At 52.4% G+C, this 17,684-nt stretch carries 20 protein-coding genes and 1 tRNA gene; 7 read left to right on the plus strand and 14 right to left on the minus strand.

Annotated features, from left to right (window positions below):
• Positions 1 to 4: 4 nt before the first annotated feature.
• From holB to DPO_RS05055, 4 genes are all read right to left on the minus strand, one after another.
• The gene (holB, locus tag DPO_RS05040; protein WP_006964650.1) at positions 5 to 1,048 is read right to left on the minus strand and encodes a DNA polymerase III subunit delta'; all 1,044 of its coding nucleotides are present in this window, start codon (positions 1,046 to 1,048) and stop codon (positions 5 to 7) included.
• Positions 1,049 to 1,068: 20 nt separating this feature from the next.
• Positions 1,069 to 1,344, minus strand: coding sequence for an HU family DNA-binding protein (locus DPO_RS05045; RefSeq protein ID WP_006964651.1), 276 nt, complete (start codon positions 1,342 to 1,344; stop codon positions 1,069 to 1,071).
• 72 nt (positions 1,345 to 1,416) lie between these two features.
• On the minus strand, positions 1,417 to 1,941 hold the full coding sequence (locus tag DPO_RS05050) for a UpxY family transcription antiterminator (RefSeq protein ID WP_006964652.1): 525 nt from the start codon (positions 1,939 to 1,941) through the stop codon (positions 1,417 to 1,419).
• Positions 1,938 to 4,220, minus strand: coding sequence for an LPS-assembly protein LptD (locus tag DPO_RS05055; protein WP_006964653.1), 2,283 nt, complete (start codon positions 4,218 to 4,220; stop codon positions 1,938 to 1,940). Before DPO_RS05055 ends, DPO_RS05050 begins: the two co-directional genes overlap by 4 nt.
• A 106-nt stretch (positions 4,221 to 4,326) precedes the next feature.
• Here DPO_RS05055 and DPO_RS05060 point away from each other — a divergent pair, with 106 nt between their 5' ends.
• From DPO_RS05060 to DPO_RS05070, 3 genes are all read left to right on the plus strand, one after another.
• Complete coding sequence (locus tag DPO_RS05060; protein WP_006964654.1) at positions 4,327 to 6,633, plus strand: cysteine synthase; 2,307 nt, start codon at positions 4,327 to 4,329, stop codon at positions 6,631 to 6,633.
• Positions 6,633 to 7,592 (plus strand): hypothetical protein, encoded by a 960-nt coding sequence (locus DPO_RS05065; protein WP_006964655.1) that lies wholly within the window; start codon positions 6,633 to 6,635, stop codon positions 7,590 to 7,592. Before DPO_RS05060 ends, DPO_RS05065 begins: the two co-directional genes overlap by 1 nt.
• A 132-nt stretch (positions 7,593 to 7,724) precedes the next feature.
• A complete protein-coding gene (locus tag DPO_RS05070; RefSeq protein WP_006964656.1) occupies positions 7,725 to 7,913 on the plus strand; it encodes a 4Fe-4S binding protein in 189 nt (62 codons plus the stop codon).
• A gap of 105 nt (positions 7,914 to 8,018) precedes the next feature.
• Here the strand turns inward: DPO_RS05070 and DPO_RS05075 are convergent, their stop codons facing one another.
• Entirely contained in the window at positions 8,019 to 8,780 is a 762-nt protein-coding gene (locus DPO_RS05075) for a dimethylarginine dimethylaminohydrolase family protein (RefSeq protein ID WP_006964657.1), read from the minus strand.
• A gap of 14 nt (positions 8,781 to 8,794) precedes the next feature.
• On the minus strand, positions 8,795 to 9,676 hold the full coding sequence (locus DPO_RS05080; RefSeq protein ID WP_006964658.1) for a DMT family transporter: 882 nt from the start codon (positions 9,674 to 9,676) through the stop codon (positions 8,795 to 8,797).
• A gap of 89 nt (positions 9,677 to 9,765) precedes the next feature.
• Between DPO_RS05080 and DPO_RS05085 the strand changes: the two genes are divergently transcribed.
• The gene (locus tag DPO_RS05085; RefSeq protein WP_006964659.1) at positions 9,766 to 10,317 is read left to right on the plus strand and encodes an HD domain-containing protein; all 552 of its coding nucleotides are present in this window, start codon (positions 9,766 to 9,768) and stop codon (positions 10,315 to 10,317) included.
• Between the two features lie 39 nt (positions 10,318 to 10,356).
• Here the strand turns inward: DPO_RS05085 and DPO_RS05090 are convergent, their stop codons facing one another.
• The 7 genes from DPO_RS05090 to DPO_RS05120 form a co-directional block, all read right to left on the minus strand.
• Positions 10,357 to 10,770: a YkgJ family cysteine cluster protein gene (locus DPO_RS05090; RefSeq protein WP_006964660.1), complete on the minus strand. Its 414-nt coding sequence runs from the start codon at positions 10,768 to 10,770 to the stop codon at positions 10,357 to 10,359.
• Complete coding sequence (gene recR, locus DPO_RS05095) at positions 10,760 to 11,359, minus strand: recombination mediator RecR (protein WP_006964661.1); 600 nt, start codon at positions 11,357 to 11,359, stop codon at positions 10,760 to 10,762. Before recR ends, DPO_RS05090 begins: the two co-directional genes overlap by 11 nt.
• Positions 11,360 to 11,364: 5 nt before the next feature.
• A complete protein-coding gene (locus DPO_RS05100) occupies positions 11,365 to 11,673 on the minus strand; it encodes a YbaB/EbfC family nucleoid-associated protein (protein ID WP_006964662.1) in 309 nt (102 codons plus the stop codon).
• A 22-nt stretch (positions 11,674 to 11,695) separates the two neighbouring features.
• A complete protein-coding gene (gene dnaX, locus DPO_RS05105; protein WP_006964663.1) occupies positions 11,696 to 13,372 on the minus strand; it encodes a DNA polymerase III subunit gamma/tau in 1,677 nt (558 codons plus the stop codon).
• A 17-nt stretch (positions 13,373 to 13,389) separates the two neighbouring features.
• Positions 13,390 to 13,480, minus strand: a tRNA-Ser gene (locus DPO_RS05110).
• Between the two features lie 73 nt (positions 13,481 to 13,553).
• On the minus strand, positions 13,554 to 14,276 hold the full coding sequence (locus DPO_RS23720) for a tRNA1(Val) (adenine(37)-N6)-methyltransferase (protein ID WP_006964664.1): 723 nt from the start codon (positions 14,274 to 14,276) through the stop codon (positions 13,554 to 13,556).
• Entirely contained in the window at positions 14,257 to 14,577 is a 321-nt protein-coding gene (locus DPO_RS05120; RefSeq protein ID WP_006964665.1) for a DUF721 domain-containing protein, read from the minus strand. Before DPO_RS05120 ends, DPO_RS23720 begins: the two co-directional genes overlap by 20 nt.
• A 220-nt stretch (positions 14,578 to 14,797) precedes the next feature.
• On the opposite strand from DPO_RS05120, the gene hflK reads away from it, so the two are divergent.
• A complete protein-coding gene (gene hflK, locus DPO_RS05125; RefSeq protein WP_006964666.1) occupies positions 14,798 to 15,874 on the plus strand; it encodes an FtsH protease activity modulator HflK in 1,077 nt (358 codons plus the stop codon).
• Positions 15,875 to 15,877: 3 nt separating this feature from the next.
• Positions 15,878 to 16,846, plus strand: a complete 969-nt coding sequence (gene hflC, locus DPO_RS05130; protein WP_006964667.1) for a protease modulator HflC — start codon at positions 15,878 to 15,880, stop codon at positions 16,844 to 16,846.
• Positions 16,847 to 16,929: 83 nt separating this feature from the next.
• Here the strand turns inward: hflC and DPO_RS24450 are convergent, their stop codons facing one another.
• The gene (locus tag DPO_RS24450; protein WP_083911995.1) at positions 16,930 to 17,034 is read right to left on the minus strand and encodes a 30S ribosomal protein bS22; all 105 of its coding nucleotides are present in this window, start codon (positions 17,032 to 17,034) and stop codon (positions 16,930 to 16,932) included.
• A 95-nt stretch (positions 17,035 to 17,129) separates the two neighbouring features.
• Between DPO_RS24450 and DPO_RS05135 the strand changes: the two genes are divergently transcribed.
• Positions 17,130 to 17,669, plus strand: coding sequence for a hypothetical protein (locus DPO_RS05135; RefSeq protein WP_040011634.1), 540 nt, complete (start codon positions 17,130 to 17,132; stop codon positions 17,667 to 17,669).
• The last annotated feature ends 15 nt before the right edge of the window (positions 17,670 to 17,684 follow it).

Here is a 17,684-nt window from a genome sequence, read left to right on the forward strand (position 1 = left end):
TTCCTTAAATAGGTATCAGTTTCAAAAAGAAACGGTCCAGGGTCATGCGGATGGCGCTGTTGGATGCCAGCCGTTTTTCAGTTTCATGCAGTTCATCCATCCAGAAAAGTGCGTCGTTGTCACGGATATCCGGGGCCAGTTTTTGAAAACGGTCTGAGCAGTCACGGTTCACAATTTTTTCCGGTGCATGCCGGAACACACACAAATCCCTGAAAAACGTTCTCATGACGGCCAGCCCGGGAATCACCCCGTCCGGGTCCTGACTTAAAAATCCGGACAACCCCAGGGCCGTGTGGATTTTTTGGGATGCGGATCCGGAAATCAGGTCACACAGCTGTTGGATCAGCCAGAGCCGGGTGGAATACCAGTCTATGCCGGATGTCTTGCCGGTTTTGGGAGTTTTTGACAAATTGTCGTCTGCCGGATGGACCAGGGTTGCCGCCAGGTTCTGGTCGGTACCGGCGGTGGCAGCGGCAATACCGGCCCATTGGGCATCAATGGGATACTGCTCGCACAGATGCGCAGCCAGTGCCGGTCCCGACAAAGGGGGAAACCGCAATGACCGGCACCGGGAGAGGATGGTGGGCAGCAGTGCAGACCGCTCTTTTGCCATGAGAATGAAAAAAGTATTTTCAGGGGGCTCTTCCAGTTCTTTGAGCAACCCGTTCTGGGCCTGGGTGTTCATCCGGTCGGCATCCGTGATCAGCACCATGCGGAATGCGGCTTCATGGGGCCGGGTCCCTGTTTGTGCTGTGATCTGCCTGATCTGGGAGATGGTGATGGCTTTCCGGGGATCCAAAGGAGCGACAACAATCATGTCCGGATGCTGGTTTGCGTCTATTTTTTTGCAGGACCGGCAGTCATTGCAGACAGATCCCTGGCCTGCACCTGCAGTACAGTTGATCCCTTTGGCAAACCTGAAGGCAGCCTGTTTTCTTCCTGAACCGGGATTGCCCGTGAATAGAATTGCATTGGGGATATTTCGGGTTTCAATGATCCGGTTGAGTTCCGACAGAGCGGTGGGGAAATCATTTTTATGAACTGACATAAGATTTCTGAAGCATGAGGCTAATAATCCACCCGTTCCTTGAGTTCTTTGCCGCATTTGAAGAACGGGAGCCGTTTGGGGGGAATCTGTACCTTGTCCCCGGTTTTGGGGTTCCGTCCCATATAGCTTTTGTATTCCTTGATATGAAAGCTGCAAAATCCCCTGATTTCAATCCGTTGTCCTTTGACAAATGCATCGGAGAGCGCGTCGAAGAAAATTCTGACCACTTCCGCCGCTTCTGCTTTGGTCAGTGTTGTCCGGTCTTTTAATGCGGAAATCAATTCAAGCTTGTTCATACATCCTCTATTTTGATTATGAAAAGTTGCATCTGTAGTTGAATATTTAAAAATAAATAAAAAGTCAAGGAGTTATGACAGGTGGTGTGGTATTTTTTCCACCTGGTTCTCATTAATTTCCACGCCGGCATACTGGCCTAACAAATGGATTTTTATAATGATTTTGCCTTTGCCCCGGTACTGGATAAATTCGCCTCTGGCACCGGCCATGGGTCCTTCCATCACTATGACCGGGTCCCCCTGGGTCAGCCGGGAACAGACGCCCGTGACCAGATCGCAATCCGCTGCCGTTAACAGCTGAAGCGAATGGATCTGGGTCTCCGGCACCGGGATCGGCCCCTGATCGTTTCCCAGAAACCGGACTGCGCCCAAGGTTTTTAGAACAGTCAGTTGACAGCCAGGGTCCATACTGGATTTGACAAATAGATACCCGGGAAACAATGGGACTTCGATGATTTTTTTCCGGTCTTTGCGCCGGCTCAGTTTTTTGGTTTTGGGTAAAAACGCGTCTATTTTTTTTTTGGCGATTTGCTCAAACACCACCTGTTCAAAATTGCTCCTTGTCAACAGAGCCAACCAGTGAAATGCATGTGTCATTGTGAACCAAACTCTCCAATTCCTTTCAGACTGATCATAAAAGCGATGCGGGTATCCGTATCAGATTCCTGAAGTTCAAGCCCCATGGCCCAGCAGGCGCTTTTCAGTCGGACGCCCGTGCGGGTTTCAATGGTGGTATCACCTTCCAGATCTTTTTCAAAGGAATGATACGCAGCCAGAGACCGTGTGATCCGCAAATCAAGCCGGGTGTACCAGGATTCCTGGGTCTCCAGTTCATAACGGTATGACGTGGTGATGGCATCTCCCCGGGGCGTGGTCACCGTGGTGTTCAAGTTCAGCTCAGTAAAATGATAATTATACGGAGACCAGGCCAGATCGGTTCTCAAAGACAAGAAAGAAAATGGATAGACTCTGATATCCAGTTGAATGTCGGACCAGGGCCTGTCTTCAGCTTCAAGATTGTCCCGTTCATTTTTAATGCTGTAGTCCTGATACAATTTGATCCAGCCCAGTTCCCGGTAAGTATTCCGGATGACGTCATCCGATCCGGTGACTGATTTTCTGGCAATAAACCGGTTGGTGAACGACCATGTGAGTTGGTTGACTTCTTCGATATCATCCAGAGAGTCGAAATATGGAAGATCATCCTGATCATCGTAGGGCTGAAAATGATAACTGATGCCCGGTGTGACCTGGTGCATGATTTTGTCGGAAAAACCGGTATCTGCCGTAAAAACCCGGCTCAAACTGGTGGACAGGTCACCGCCGAGTTCATAAAGTCCCCGAAATCGGAACGGATCATCTTCCCCGTGGATATCTGTGTAACTGTCTGTATGATAGGCAGTGCCACGCAGGCCCATGAAAGGTTCAAAAGAAAACGCCTTGGCCAGTCTTGTGGGATAATAAAACCGATGATACATATCCAGCCGCTGGCCGTTGACTTTGGCTGTTTTCCTTCCATTGGTGGCGGTATTTATGGTGTCCTGACGGAAAAAAGACCGGAATTCCGAATCCAGTTGGTAATAGATGCCTGTGGTGCCGACATCCATGCGGGAGCTGCCGAATTCAATGCCAGGAAGCGTCTGAAGAGTGTTGTCGTCAATGTGGGTCTGCCGGGCGATGACATCGTCGTACCAAAGTGTCTGGATGTTCAATGAAAAATTGTTCCAGGTTTGGTAGAGGGTCAAGCTGTTTTTTCGAACGGTGTCATCATATTCGTCCAGGTCCCGGCCGAATACATCATCAAATATCCGGTCACTGGTGTTGTACCCGGAGAGTCCCTCTCGAAACTCCAGCAGATAATCCGGATCCGACACCACATCCACATCCAGCCGGGCGGAAAATCCAAGGGCCATGGCCTGGTCACTTTTTCCCCGCAGCCAGTACCGATCGGTATTGGTGCGCTGGGGAGTGCTGTCAAACTGATAGTCTTTGGTGGCGGAGGTCCCGTCATCGATTTTGTCATCGGACAGAAAATCCACCTGCCAGATGCCTTTGGAAATATCGTCGGCCACATACCGGTATTCCGCACCTATTTTAAGCCCCCGGTCCGACAGGTATCCCGTGTAAAACGTGGCATCGCTTTCAGGGGAAATGGCCCAGAAAAACGGCTGTTCATAGACAAAGCCCTGGCGGTCGGATGTAGAGATTTCCGGCATGAGCAGTCCGGACTGCCGCTGGGTTTTTACCGGAAATGCCAGAAACGGAGAATACAGTGCAGGCATGTTTCTTGCCCAGAAAACGGTATCTTTTGCAAATCCATATCCTTCGATGGTGACTTTGACATCCCTGCCGGTGATTTTCCAGTCCGGCGTATCTCCGTCACACGAGGTGATGGCTCCTTTTTGGGCATCATAGGTGAATTTTCCGGTCTTGCGGATCTGTTCCCCATGGATATACAGGTGATTTTCCTGGATGAAAACAGTCCCTTTGTCGATCAGACCGGTTTCCGTGATCAGATTCACCTGCATGGTATTGCAGGAAATCACATCCCCGCCGGAGATCATTTTTACATGACCTTTGGCCAGCACGTCTTTGGTGGCATTTGAAAACTCCACATAATCCGCTTCCAGCCGGGTTTTCCCGCCGGTGATCACCACGTTTGTCTGCGCGGTATACACATCAGTGTGCCGGTCATACGCAACAGTGTCTGCTGACAAATTCCAGACAACCGCTTCGGGGTCTTCGAATGGCGCTGCCGTCAATGCACGGCCGGAAAAAAGGATCAGACAACAGCACAAAATGCGGACCACAGGCAGAATAATACCCCGCACCGGTTCAGACCATTGCCGATTTTTAAACAGAAAGACACTGCCCATGAAACACCTGGTAACCAATTGCGCTGTGGTTAAAATTACTGTATAAAGCCATTTTATGGTGTAAAAGTCAAGCTGGAATCCGGTTTCGGTTTGGAAAGGACCCCTTATGACAGTGACAATTTTAGATGCCGTCGGCAACACCCCGGTCGTGGAAATTCAGCAGATGAATCCGAATCCGGGTGTGCGGATGTTTGCCAAGCTTGAATACATGAATCCGGGCGGTTCCATCAAGGACCGGGCTGCCCTGTACATGATTCAGGCAGGTGAAGCGTCCGGCCGGCTCACAAAAGATAAAACCGTGATCGAAGCCACCTCGGGTAATACCGGCATCGGCCTGGCCATGGTCTGCGCTGTTAAAGGATTCCGGCTGGCCTTGACCATGGCTGAAAACGCCAGTGAAGAGCGTAAGCGGATTCTTAAAGCCCGGGGAGCGAAAATCATTCTGACGCCTAAGCACCTGGGATCGGACGGCGCCATTGAAGAAGCCTATCGCCTGGCCCGGGAAAATCCGGAAAAATATTTTATTACGGATCAGTACAACAACCCGGCCAACTGGCAGGCCCATTACCATACCACGGGTCCGGAAATCATGGCCCAGGTTCCGGAAAAACCGGCCAGTGTGGTGGCGTCCGTAGGGACATCCGGCACGTTGATGGGCCTGTCCCGGTATTTCAGGGAACACAGTCCGAAAACCCGCATGGTGTGTGCGGAACCGTTTCTGGGCCATGGGATTCAAGGGCTTAAAAACATGAAGGAATCCTATACCCCTGAAATTTATGACAAAACCAGGCTGGACAAAATTCTGAACATCGACGATGCCCTGGCTTTTGACACGGCCCGGCAACTGGCGGTCAAAGAAGGGTTGTTTGTGGGCATGAGTGCCGGGGCTGCCATGGCCGCAGCCATCCAGGAGGCGCAAACCCTTGAAAAAGGGGTGGTGGTGGTAATTTTTCCGGATTCCGGGGAGCGGTACCTGTCCACCTCTTTGTTTTCAGTGCAGCAGAAAGTGCCGCTGCATCTGTTTGATACCCGAAGCGGAAAAAAACAACCGTTCAAACCGGTGAAACCCGATACCATTTCCATTTACACCTGCGGTCCCACCGTGTATCAGCGCCTGGATCCCGGCAGTTTCAGGCGGTATGTGTTCACGGACCTGCTGGTGCGGTACCTGGCATTTCACAAAGTGGATGTCAACCATGTGATCAATATCACGGATTACGATGACCGCACCATTGACGGAGCGAACCGGGCCGGTCAGGATGTGGTGGAATTTACACGTCCTTATATTCAGGCGTTTCACCAGGACCTGCAGCGGTTGAAAATTCGTCCGGCCCAGGCGTTCCCCCGGGTGTCGGCCCATTTCAACGATATGGCGGATTTGACCCGGAAACTGCTGGACAAAGGATATGCCTATGAAAAACTGCATTCCGTGTATTTTGATATCTCAAAGGTGGCGGAATACGGGCATCTGTCCAAGATGGATATCCAGAAAATTCGGGTGGGCGCCACCGTGGACTTAGATGAATATGAAAAACAAAATCCCCGGGACTTCACCTTGTTCAAACGGGTCCGGTTGTCGGAACTGCGCCGGGGAATCGGTGTGAAAACCGAATGGGGGCAGGTCCGGCCCTCTTTGCACCTGCAATGTGCCACCTTGTCCATGCTGTTTTTAGGGGTGCCTTTTGATATTCATGCCGGCAGCCGGGAACTGGTTTTCCCCCATCATGAAAATGAGCGGGCCATTGCCCGGGCCGCCCAAGACCGGGAACTGGCCCATGTGTGGCTGCATTGCGACCCCGTGCAGTATGACGGGTCTTTGGGGGCGGCATCCATCCATGACCTGACCCTGGACACATTGGCGGATCTGGGATGGGATGACGGAACCATCCGGTTCTGGCTGTTGTCCGGGCATTACCGCCGGGGTTTGATGCTGTCGGAACGGTCTTTGACCGATGCCCGGGCCACATTAAACCGGATCAACCGGTGTATTGCCCTGCTGGAGCAGCTTCGGTCCGGCGGGGATCAGGTCAAAGATCTGCCCCCCGGGGAGATCGACCAGCTGATGTATGATATCCGCCAGGGCATTTTAACGGCCCTGGCCGATGATTTAAAGGTGTCCGCAGCCCTGGCCGCCCTGCTGGCCGGCATCAAAACCATCAATACCCTGATCAGTCGGCACCGCATTTCAAATCGGGACGCGGATCTTATTCTGTCCGGATTGCAGGAAATGGACCGGATTTTTCAGGTGTGTGAATTCAATCACCAACCCATTTGTTCTCAGCAGGTGAAAGACCTGCTCAGACAACGGCAGGCGGCCCGGGAAAATAAAGACTGGGCCACGGCGGATCAACTCAGGGGTCAGCTGGTTGCCATGGGGATTTCCGTTCATGATCAGAAAGTGGAGACAGACTGATGGAAATATTGTTTTTTCCTTTTTCTTATGTCAGTGAGATCCAGCAAATCACGCTGACCGCTTTTTTCCCGCAATTTGTGTTTTTACCTTTGGCTTCGGACCTGAACCAGGACCCGCAGATGGTGCCCCTGGTGAAACACAAGACAGCGGTGCCCGTGTTTTTATCAGAAACCCGCTTGGCGCAAGTGTCGTCACAGGTTTCTGCCTGGATGAACTGGGCCTCGCAGCACCAGGGGAATGAGTATAATTTAAAAACCCTGATCCGGGACAATCCCTATCTGACCGATCATCTGGGACCGGCCGCCATCGGGTCGGAACTGAGGGCCCGAATGGCCGGGACACCGCAGCATTGCCAAGACGATTCAAAACAGGCGGATCCACTGCTGTTTTCACTCATCGCCAAACTCACGGATGCTGAAAATGAAACCATTGACCAGGCCATGGCCGGGCTGGAAAAAAAACGGGCGGGTCTGTTCTCTGAACTGCGGGGTGATTCAGACCCATTGTCATCAAAAGCCATTCAATCCCAGAGGCCGGATCCCGGCGCGGTCATGACCCGGGAACGGATCCGGGCCTGGGCCGCGTGTGCCCGGGAAACCCATCTGTTTTCAGCACTCACCCCCCGGGCGTTTGTAACCACCAGTGACGCTGTGTTTGATCAGGTGGCGGCAAACGGAACCCGGGTCATAAATGCCCTTGACATTGACGGCATAAAGGTGCATGAAGATGGGTGTGTCCATCAGCCGGACTGGCACAGCCGGGTACTGACCCTGCTGAGCTCTCTGGCAGCCGGGCCGGTGGACGTTTCACAGGCCCGGAACATGCTGGCTGTCATGGATGATTCCTGTGCCCGGACCGGTCGGATCCAGGCGCAGATGGTTGAAGGTCCGGACCTGGAAAAAAAGCTGAACCTGCCCGGAACCCGTTTGTTGATATGCCGGGTGACATTAAAACCATAAAAAGCTTGATTTTAGGAAAGGACATGTTATAAAAGCGTTTTTTAAATCAGTTGTAAAAAAAATTGATGTTGAAAAATGGCGTTATAATTGCAAAAGCAATGATTTTTAATTTAATTTCAGGAGGCTGTAAAAATGGCTTTTACCCCGATTGTTGATGAATCCAAATGCGTTGGTTGTGAAGAATGTGTAGACGTATGCCCGGTGGAAGTGTTTGAGATGCAGAACGGCAAATCCGTGCCGGTCAATGCGGAAGAATGCATGGGTTGCGAAAGCTGCGTGGAAGTTTGTGAAGAAGACGCCATCGTTGTAGAGGAAGATTAGGCGGCGGATTTAAACAACCATTTGCAGAAGGGTGGTTGCATGGATGCCGGATGTGCCTTTGATTGTTTTCAAGGCATATCCGGCATCTTTATTTTTAACAGCCCATCAGAATCGTAAAGACAGGCAGCTAAGCCCTCCGTCCAGTTTCTGAAATTCAGACACATCCACGGTCAGGGTGTCATAGCCATGGGCTTCAATCAGGGATCGGGTCTTTTCAAATCCGGCCGGAACCAGCACCCGGCCATTGATCCACACGCTGTTGGCGGCATAGGCTTCGGAATCATCCACCGGAAGAATCGTGAAATCTGAAAATTCCGGTTGAGTGATAAACTCTCCCCAGGCCAGCAGACAATTGTTTTCCAGATAAGACACCCCGGTTTTCAGATGAAGCACCGAGGTCAGCGAAATGCCGGACACAGTGTATCCATAGGGTTCCAGAAACTGTTCCAGCTGCCGGATCCCGGCGGCATTGGTCCGGCCGGACAATCCCACATAAAAATGACGGTCCACCTGCATCACATCCCCGGCATCCAGAGTCCCGGGTGAGGTGATTTCCATCACAGGGCGGTTAAATGGCTGCATGGCATGGGCCACAGCCCGGGTTTCCCCCCGTCGGGACAGATGTCCGGGACGGGTGATGACCACGCATTTTTCCGTGACCAGGCAGGTGTCTTCGATAAATGTGGAATCCGGAAATGCGTCATCGGGTTCCAGCACCGTCACAGACAGACCGCAGCCGGTCAATGCGTCAATGTAGTGCGCATGCTGCCGGCAGGCACGTGCAAAATCCGGTGTGCCCAGATCCGTGTTCCGGATACCGTGGACCAGGTTTGGACAGGGGGATTTGACCATGGCAGAAGTGAACATGTGTGAATCTCCTTTTATGGGGAAGTCTGAGCCGGCCGGGTGGTCAGATAGACCCCGGACAGAACCAGGATCGCACCCACGGCCAGGGCCCATGTCATAGGTTCGTTTAAAATGATGAAAGACAGTATTACCGCACTGACGGGAACAAAATTGATAAAAACCCCGGCCCGGGTGGGACCGATTTTCTGAATGCCTTGATAATACCAGAAAAACCCCAGTACCGTGCCGAAAAATCCCAGGTAGAACAATTGGGCCCAGTGCTGCAGGGTATACCCGGGCAACGCCTGAAACAGTCCGTCATACACGGCCGGAAAAAACAGCATGATTGTTCCGGCCACAGAGGAATAGCACACGGCGGCCACGGGTGACAACGTGGTCATCATGGGTTTGGCCAGAAGGGAATAAGAGACCCAGGACACCACACACCCTAGAATAGCAATCTCTCCGACACCGATCCCGGTCTGGAACAAAATCCATGGATGTCCGTTGGAAATAATGGTCATGGCCCCGCTCACCGACAAAACCAGCCCGAGGATCTTGCCGGGAGTCAGGGATTCTTTGAACAAAAGGGCAGAAAATACGCTGATAAAAATCGGGTTGGTGGCGATGATCAAAGAGGCCCGGTTGGCGTTGATAAAGTTCAGGCCGGTAAAGAAAAACAGGTTATAGGCAAAAATGCCGGTCAGGCCGGACAAAAATATCCAGACCAGTTGGTTGAACCGGATTCTGGGCAGCCGTCCTTCCATGTGCCGGGTCAGCAGCAGCAGGAAAAGCGATGCAATGGTAAACCGCAGAAAAGCGGCACATGAAGGGGAGACCTGTCCAGCCAGCTGTTTGCCGGCAATAAAGGTCCCGCCCCAGAAAAAAGCGGTTAAAAACAGTTTGACAAAGGTCACTGATTATCCTTTATTGATTCGGAAATTAAAATTAAATTGTGTAGTTGTACAGCCTTCAGGCCAAAAGTCAACCCTATGATGGAGACCCCATGAAGCAGATAGCAGATATATTGTTTGAAGCCCGGATGCTTAAAGATCTGAAACGGTCCGGTTACGCATTTCTGGGAAACGGAACGGAAAGTATTGCAGACCATTGTTTCACCACGACGTTTATCTGCTGGATCATGGCCCGGATGGTGCCCGAAGTGAACAAGGAACGGTTGACCGCCATGGCTCTGGTCCATGACATGGCAGAAGCCAGGACCGGGGATTTCAATTATGTGCAGAAAAACTACGCCCGGGTGGATGAGGCAGCCGCCTTGACCCATCTGGTCCGGGACCTGCCCTTTGGCCCGGACATCATTGCCCTGGTGGCGGAATTCAATGCCGGAAAAACCCTGGAGGCACGGCTGGCAAAAGATGCGGATCAGCTGTCGTTCATCCTGGAATTAAAAAAACTCAAAGACACGGGGGCCGCGTTTCCGGACCGATGGCTGGAAGTGATCGGGGAGCGCCTGAAAACCGACATGGGAAAGCAGATGGCCGCCGATATTCTGGAAACCCGGTGGGACAACTGGTGGTTGAACGGATATTCGGAATAAATGGGGGATCCGGCCGGGTGACATGCAAAAAAAGGCGGGTCAGAACCCTCTTTTTTCGATGTGATCCGCAATAATGCGCACCAGATCCCCATGGGGCACCGACGGTACCATGCCGGGACAGGCGGATGCCATGGCATCCCAGTTTTCCGGATGATGCACCACGGTCTTTAAAAATGGCCAGGCCCGGCACATCCGGGGTTTTACCGGATGAATGGTGCACTGGATTTGTTCATCAAAAAAAATGCACCGCCCGTCCGGTCCCTGGGTCAGCACGGGCCCGGCACCGGTCATGTCGCAGTATTCGGGGATAAATTCATCCGGATCCGCCTGGATATAGGTGCTGATGCGCACAATATCTTCAGGTGTCACATAAGTACCGCCGAACCCGTTGCAGCACTGTCCGCACATTTGACATTGAAAAATGTCATCCAGCGTTTGAAATTCAGACGTCATATCGTTTTTCCATGGCTTTTTGCAGGGTCAAAGGATCCACATACTGAAGATCTCCGCCCATAGGGACCCCGGATGCGATCCGGGTGAGGGTGACGCCCCGGGATTTGAGGCGCTCATGAATGTAGGCGGCCGTGGCTTCCCCTTCCACATTGGTCCGGGTGGCAATGATGATCTCCCGGACCTTTCGGGGATCGGCCCGGTTGAAAAGTTCCTTTAAACGGATATCATCGGGCCCGATCCCGTCAATGGGAGACAATGCCCCGCCCAGCACATGATAACATCCTGTAAAGGATCTGGATTTTTCAATGGCTGCCAGGTCGGCCGGATTTTCCACCACACAGATCACCCCGGGGTCCCGGGACGGATCCGCACAGATCCGGCAGATTTCCTGGTCGCTGAGGGAAAAACAGGTGGCACAGATCCGCACGGACCGTTTGAGTTCAATGATATCAGCTGCCAGGGCCGATGCTTCGTGATCCGGTGCATGTAGCAGGTGCAGGGCCAGTCGTTCCGCGGTTTTCCGGCCGATTCCCGGCAGTGTGGAAAAACTGGAGATCAGCTTGAGAATGGCATCCGGATAATGGGTCACAGAGGTTACAGACCCGGGATGTTCATTCCGCCGGTGAGCTTGCTCATCTCAGCAGACATCATTTCCTGGGATTTTTTCAATGCATCGTTCACCGCAGCCATGACCAGGTCCTGGAGCATTTCCACATCGTCCGGATCCACCACCTCTTTTTCCAGAACAATGGATTCGATCTTTTGGCCGCCGTTGGCCACCACTTTGACCATCCCTCCGCCGGCCGAAGCCTCCACGGTTTTGGTCGCCAGTTCCTCCTGGGCCTGGAGCATTTTTTTCTGCAGTTTCTGGGCCTGTTTCATCATGTTGTTCATATTTTTCATCGTCTAAACTCCTGAGTCATTGTTACATATTAATGATTTCACCATTGAAAATTTCTTTGGCGGTTTGCACCAGCGGGTGACTGGCCGCAGCCTGCAATGCTTTGGCATCTTTTGCTTTTTCTTGGGCCAAAGCAAGGGGCCGGGCCCGGGAGGCCACATGGATCTTCAGTGTTTTTCCCAGAAATTTCCGGCACTGTTTTTCAAGTTCCCCCTGTTTGTCTTTAAGCCGTTTCCGGTCAAACTGGGTGCAGTCCGACAGGTGGACTTCCAGCGTATCCTGGGTTTCCGAAGCGATCTGTCCCCGGGTCAGCAGCACATGCATGAACGGCATCAACGGTTCGATCCGTGTCAAAAACCCGTCCCAGGTCCGGGGGGGCTCCGGGGATGGTTCGTCAGCGGTTTCCCGGATCTGGTCCGGCCCAGGGGACAAAGCTGCCGGGGCCGCATAAGCCGGCGGGGATTCTTGTATCGGCCCAGAAGGCATTTGCTGGTCACCCGCCGGCGGGGAAGGACGGATGTCAGGGGGAGTGTCCGGCATTGTTTCGCCTGATTTCATCTGCTGTGCCAGAAGGTCCAGCTGCGCGATGATCCGGTCGATGGATGCACCGGCCCGGACCTGGCGCAGTTTGAACAAAACCGTTTCAATGGCAATGCGGGTATGACTGGTGCGTTTGACCATATCTTCATCGGTCAGCAGAACCTGGAGCAGGTGCCCTAAATATGCTTCCGGCATCTGAGCCACCCGGGTGTGAATCTGTTTTTTTTCACCGGCGGTCAGGTTGACGGCCGGATGATCCGGACCGCACTGTTTGATGATGTTTAAATTTCTGAAATGGGCAATCAGATCGCCGTAGAATTTTTTCAAGTCCAGGCCGGTATCATTGACACGGTCCACCAAAGCGATCAGGTTGGACACGTTTTTTTCAAACAGGGCATCACTTAATTCGTGCATGATGCGCCGGTCCAGAACCCCGAGATGATTCACCACCATTTCATAAGAGATCGTTTTTTCAGGGGTGGCCGACAGAATCCGGTCCAGCAGGCTCAAGGCATCGCGAACCGAACCATCCGCTTCCAGAGCGATCAGTTCCAGCCCCTGGTCCTGAACACCAAACCCTTCTTTGCGGCAGATTTTTTTCAGCAGTTCACAGATGGCCTCCAAAGGAATTCGTCCCAGGTCATGGCGCTGGCACCGGGACAGAATGGTGGCCGGGATTTTATGGACTTCAGTGGTGGCAAAGATGAACAGCACATGGCCGGGCGGTTCTTCCAGGGTTTTGAGCAGCGCATTGAACGCGGCCGTGGACAGCATGTGCACTTCGTCGATGATATAGATTTTGTAAGCGGCGGCCGCCGGCAGATACGTGACGTTTTCCCGCAGATCCCGGATCTGGTCCACGCTGTTGTTGGAGGCCCCGTCGATCTCGAATACGTCCGCACAATGGCCGGCGATGATCTCGGTACAGGATTTGCACTGGTTACACGGGGTCGGAGTCGGGCCGGTGGTACAGTTCATGGCTTTGGCCAGAATCCGGGCAATGGTGGTTTTGCCCGTGCCCCTGGGGCCGGTGAACAGCATGGCATGGGCCACCCGGTCCTGCAAAATGGCATTCACAAGGGTGGTGGTGACATGTGACTGGCCCACCACATCGTCAAATGTCTGGGGCCGGTATTTGAGTGCTAAAACCTGATAAGACATGGTGTCCGAAGGGGGTGTGGCGGAGAGGGAGGGATTCGAACCCTCGGTACCCGGTTAGGATACACACGCTTTCCAGGCGTGCACCTTCAGCCGCTCGGCCACCTCTCCGCAGTCAATTAATCTGGGGAAAATAGTATCTTTTTGCGCCGGTGTCAAGGATTAAACCACCGGCCCAATAAAATCACCACTCAAAAAGAGCTGAATGCGCCCGGGTGGGGGTGCCGTCCGGGTGATACAGATACAGCGGCGGGCATCGGGTGGCGGCGCCTGAGCCGTATCTGACCGCACAGACCAGGACCCGTTGGGCCGCATCATTGACACAAAAATGGACATACCTTATCCAGTCGATCCGGAACCCGGCATGTCCCAGCGCAACTGTGAGATCCGCTGTGCGGGATGCCGGAAAAATCAGGCACAACCGTCCTTCCGGTCGTAAGAAAACATGGGCGCAGGCCGCCAGCGTATCGATATCCAATGTGATTTCATGCCGGGCCAGGGCCCGTCCCCGGTCCGGGTTCACCCGGCCCGTGGATTTTTTTTTATAAGGCGGATTGGATACGATAAGGTCCATGGGGGCGGATAAATCAGTGACAGACAAAGTTTGGATATTCTGGTGCCGGATGCGGATCCGGTCTGCCATATGGTTGCACACGGCATTTTTTTGGGCCAGGTCAGCCAGGTCTTTCTGGATTTCAATACCCGTGATTGAGATTTCCGGATGCCGGCCGGCCAGGATCAAACACAGAATCCCGCATCCGCACCCGATGTCCATGACGCGGTCTTTGGGGCCAGGAACGACATGACCGGCCAGAATGACCGGGTCCAGGGAAAACCGGTACCCGGTTTCAGGCTGAAACAGGGTCAACGGGGGATCAAACAGGGTATCAACTGTATATGCTGCCAATTTTAAACCGGATCTGCTGAACCAGGGACTGGTCCAAATGGGCATTGATATTGGCGGTCATCTGTTTTTCCAGAAATTTGAGCTGGTGGATCCATGATGAACTGGACACATGAACAATGAGCACGCCGTCTCTGAAAGCATGGGGTTTGGCGTTCATGGCGACGGGCTGTCCCACGGCCGTTTCCCAGATATCCCAGATGCGGGTCATTTCAGTGTCTTTGGCCGGTCGGTATTTTTCCAGAGCCGTGGCAAGAATGTCACGGATATGAATCAGTTTTCGGTTGTTGGAAGGGGGAGGCATGGGCGGATCCTGTTGGGTTGATTTATATATGATTATATTTATACCACGGCCCCCGAAGGTTGGGTATTGTTTTTTTTCATTTTAACCCCCTTGTCCGGTTGGATTCTGTGACCGGGTTCGAAAAATATTGCCTTTTGCCGTTGATAATAATATATTGATTCAATAATATAGAAGGTTCACATATATTTTATCGTAAACAACAAACAGGAACTCATTATTTATGAATTGGGATTGGGAAAAGCTGAGGGAAAATCAGCAGAAATATGAAAAGAACAAGGGCGGCAGCGGCGGTGGTCCCGGCATGCCCAGGCCGCCACAGATGGATGAAATTTTCAATAAATTCAAGGGATTTAAATTCCCAGGCATATTTATCGGGGTCATTGTTCTGCTGATATTGTACCTGGCATCTTCCACGTTTTATACCGTGGACAGAAGCGAGGTGGGGGTGGTGCAGCGGTTTGGGAAATACAACCGACTTGCCCAGCCCGGCTTGAATTTCAAACTGCCCTCGGGCATTGAAAAGGTCACAAAGGTCAATGTCCGGACCCCTGAGACCGAAGAGTTCGGTGTGCAGGCAGCGGAAAGTGCCGGGGCGTACGGAAACGCGTCTGAATCATCTTTGATGCTCACCGGTGACCTCAACGTGGGCGTGGTGCCCTGGATCGTCCAGTACCGCCGGGCCGATCCCAGAGCCTATCTGTTCAATGTCAAGGATGTGATCTCGCTGTTGCGCAACATGTCCGAGGCCACCATGCGTACCGTTGTGGGGGACCGCAGTATCAACGAGGTGATTACGGAAAGAGCGCAGATCGCCCAGGCTGCCAGGGAAATGCTCCAGAGCGAGCTGGACAATGCCAAAGCAGGCATTGCCATTGTGAATATTGAAATGAAGCGGACCAATGTACCCGAGCCGGTACAGGCATCCTTCAACCAGGTGAACCAGGCCATCCAGGAAAAAGAGCAGACCATTTACAAGGCCAGAGAAGAATACAACAAAGCCGTGCCCCTGGCCAGAGGTGAAGCCAAGCGGGTGATCAAGGATGCGGAAGGGTATGCCATCGACCGGGTGAACCGGGCCCAGGGGGATGCCACCCGTTTCCTGGCGGTGTATGATGCCTATAGTCAGGCCAAAGATGTGACCCGGAAACGTATGTATCTGGAGACCATGCTGAATGTGCTGCCCCAAATCGGGGCCAAGTACATCATTGACTCAGATCAGAAAAATGTGCTGCCTCTGCTGAATATGGGGGAGGGTGCATCAACGCTTTCAGACAGATTTCTTCAGAAAGGTGAATAATATATGAATTCGCAGCAAATAAAAGTATTGGGTGTGGCGCTTCTGGTCATACTGGCAGTGGTTGTTTACGACGCCGCATATATTGTGGATGAAACCGAGCAGGTGGTGATCACCCAGTTCGGCCGGATTACCGGAGAACCCGTGACGGAACCGGGGTTGAATTTCAAGGTGCCCTTTATTCAGAAGGCCAATTATTTTGCAAAAAATCTGCTGGAATGGGACGGCAGTCCCGGTCAGGTTCCCACCCGGGACAAAACCTATATCTGGGTGGATACCTTTGCCAGGTGGCGGATTACTGATCCGCTGACCTATTTTGAGACGGTCAAGGATGAATTTTCCGCACAGAAGCGCTTGGACGACCTGATCGACCCGGCCACCCGGAACCTGATCAGTTCTTATCCTTTAGCAGAGATTGTGCGCAACACGGACCGGCCCATGGATACCTTTGAAGGGTTTGGCGCGGACACGGAAGCCAAAATGGAGGAAGAAGCCCCGAGAAAGGTCCGATACACCGTGAACCTGGGCCGGGATGAAATCACTCGCCGTATTGTGGCCCAGGCAAAGGAAAAACTCGAAGAGTTCGGTATCGAGCTGGTGGATGTGAAAATCAAGCGCATCAATTATATAGACAGTGTTCGGCGGTCTGTGTATGACCGGATGATTGCGGAACGTAACCAGATTGCTGAAAAATTCCGGGCCGAGGGCCGGGGGGAGGCCAGCAATATCCGGGGTGAAAAGGAAAAGGATCTCCAGGTGATCAAATCGGAAGCCTATCGCACCGCCGAAGAAACCAAGGGTAAAGCCGATGCGGAAGCCGCCGGGATCTATGCGGCGGCGTATGGAAAAGACCCTGAATTTTATGCGTTTGTAAAGACCATGGATCTGTATGCCAATGCCCTGGAAAAAGACAGCTCCCTGATTCTGTCCACGGATTCGGATTTGATGAAGTATATGAAAGGGGCTGACCGATAGGTAACCAATTATCGGGGAGCAGCACAAAAAAGGGGCGGTCCGGGTGAATGTTTTATTCCCGGACCGCCCCTGAAATTTGTTGCTTATTTCTTTTTTCTCTGATGCCTGGTTTTGGCCAGCAGTTTTCTGTGTTTGTGCTTCCGCATTTTTTTGCGTCTCTTTTTGATGACACTGCTCAAAAAAATCACCTCCTTTAATTTTCTTTAAAATGATGTATGATCAGGTAAATTTTGACATTAGCATAAATTTCGGGTAAATGTCCAATTTTTTTTGTCTGGAACCCATGGAAACGCAAATTGACCGGTTTTTCAATCCATCCGAGCTGGAGACTGTCTCCAAAGCAGCGGTGATCAGTGAAGACCTGGTGAACAGCTATTATAAACTGTCGTCGGGTCAATGGCTCAAGAATCGGTATGATATCCGGACGGCCCGGGATCTGACTTCCCATGAGCGGGTGGATGGACCCTTTGCCCAGGTGGTGAAATATGAAGGTCAGAAAGCCGATGTGCCGCTGGGCTCTTCCCGGTTCAGTCTGTACACGGTCTGTCTCCAGGATCCGGCGATTTTAGGCACCGTGACCGTGCAGCCGTCCATCCATCTGCTGCCGTTTCTGGTCTATGTGCTGGTGCATGAACTGGTGCATGTGGTGCGGTTCCTTCAATTTCATCATCGGTATGAGCACACATCTGAAGCGTCCATGACCCTGGCTGAAGAAAGAAGAGTCCATTGTCTCACCTATGGGATACTGGCGCCGGTTGCCCTGGAGGGGTTAAAGCAAGTCTTTGATTTTTTTGAACAATGGAGAATCGACCATGGCCAGTGATTTTAGATGAAATTT

It is taken from the genome of Desulfotignum phosphitoxidans DSM 13687, from assembly GCF_000350545.1.
GTDB lineage: Bacteria > Desulfobacterota > Desulfobacteria > Desulfobacterales > Desulfobacteraceae > Desulfotignum > Desulfotignum phosphitoxidans.

Coding starts and splice junctions, on each gene's coding strand:
- DPO_RS05065 (WP_006964655.1), top strand. CDS start 6,633: ATGGAAATATTGTTTTTTCCTTTTTCTTATGTCAGTGAGATCCAGCAA.
- dnaX (WP_006964663.1), bottom strand. CDS start 13,372: ATGTCTTATCAGGTTTTAGCACTCAAATACCGGCCCCAGACATTTGAC.
- hflC (WP_006964667.1), top strand. CDS start 15,878: ATGAATTCGCAGCAAATAAAAGTATTGGGTGTGGCGCTTCTGGTCATA.
- hflK (WP_006964666.1), top strand. CDS start 14,798: ATGAATTGGGATTGGGAAAAGCTGAGGGAAAATCAGCAGAAATATGAA.
- DPO_RS05050 (WP_006964652.1), bottom strand. CDS start 1,941: ATGACACATGCATTTCACTGGTTGGCTCTGTTGACAAGGAGCAATTTT.
- holB (WP_006964650.1), bottom strand. CDS start 1,048: ATGTCAGTTCATAAAAATGATTTCCCCACCGCTCTGTCGGAACTCAAC.
- DPO_RS05075 (WP_006964657.1), bottom strand. CDS start 8,780: ATGTTCACTTCTGCCATGGTCAAATCCCCCTGTCCAAACCTGGTCCAC.
- DPO_RS05060 (WP_006964654.1), top strand. CDS start 4,327: ATGACAGTGACAATTTTAGATGCCGTCGGCAACACCCCGGTCGTGGAA.
- DPO_RS05045 (WP_006964651.1), bottom strand. CDS start 1,344: ATGAACAAGCTTGAATTGATTTCCGCATTAAAAGACCGGACAACACTG.
- DPO_RS05055 (WP_006964653.1), bottom strand. CDS start 4,220: ATGGGCAGTGTCTTTCTGTTTAAAAATCGGCAATGGTCTGAACCGGTG.
- DPO_RS05085 (WP_006964659.1), top strand. CDS start 9,766: ATGAAGCAGATAGCAGATATATTGTTTGAAGCCCGGATGCTTAAAGAT.
- DPO_RS05135 (WP_040011634.1), top strand. CDS start 17,130: ATGGAAACGCAAATTGACCGGTTTTTCAATCCATCCGAGCTGGAGACT.
- DPO_RS05070 (WP_006964656.1), top strand. CDS start 7,725: ATGGCTTTTACCCCGATTGTTGATGAATCCAAATGCGTTGGTTGTGAA.
- DPO_RS05100 (WP_006964662.1), bottom strand. CDS start 11,673: ATGAAAAATATGAACAACATGATGAAACAGGCCCAGAAACTGCAGAAA.
- DPO_RS05090 (WP_006964660.1), bottom strand. CDS start 10,770: ATGACGTCTGAATTTCAAACGCTGGATGACATTTTTCAATGTCAAATG.
- DPO_RS05120 (WP_006964665.1), bottom strand. CDS start 14,577: ATGCCTCCCCCTTCCAACAACCGAAAACTGATTCATATCCGTGACATT.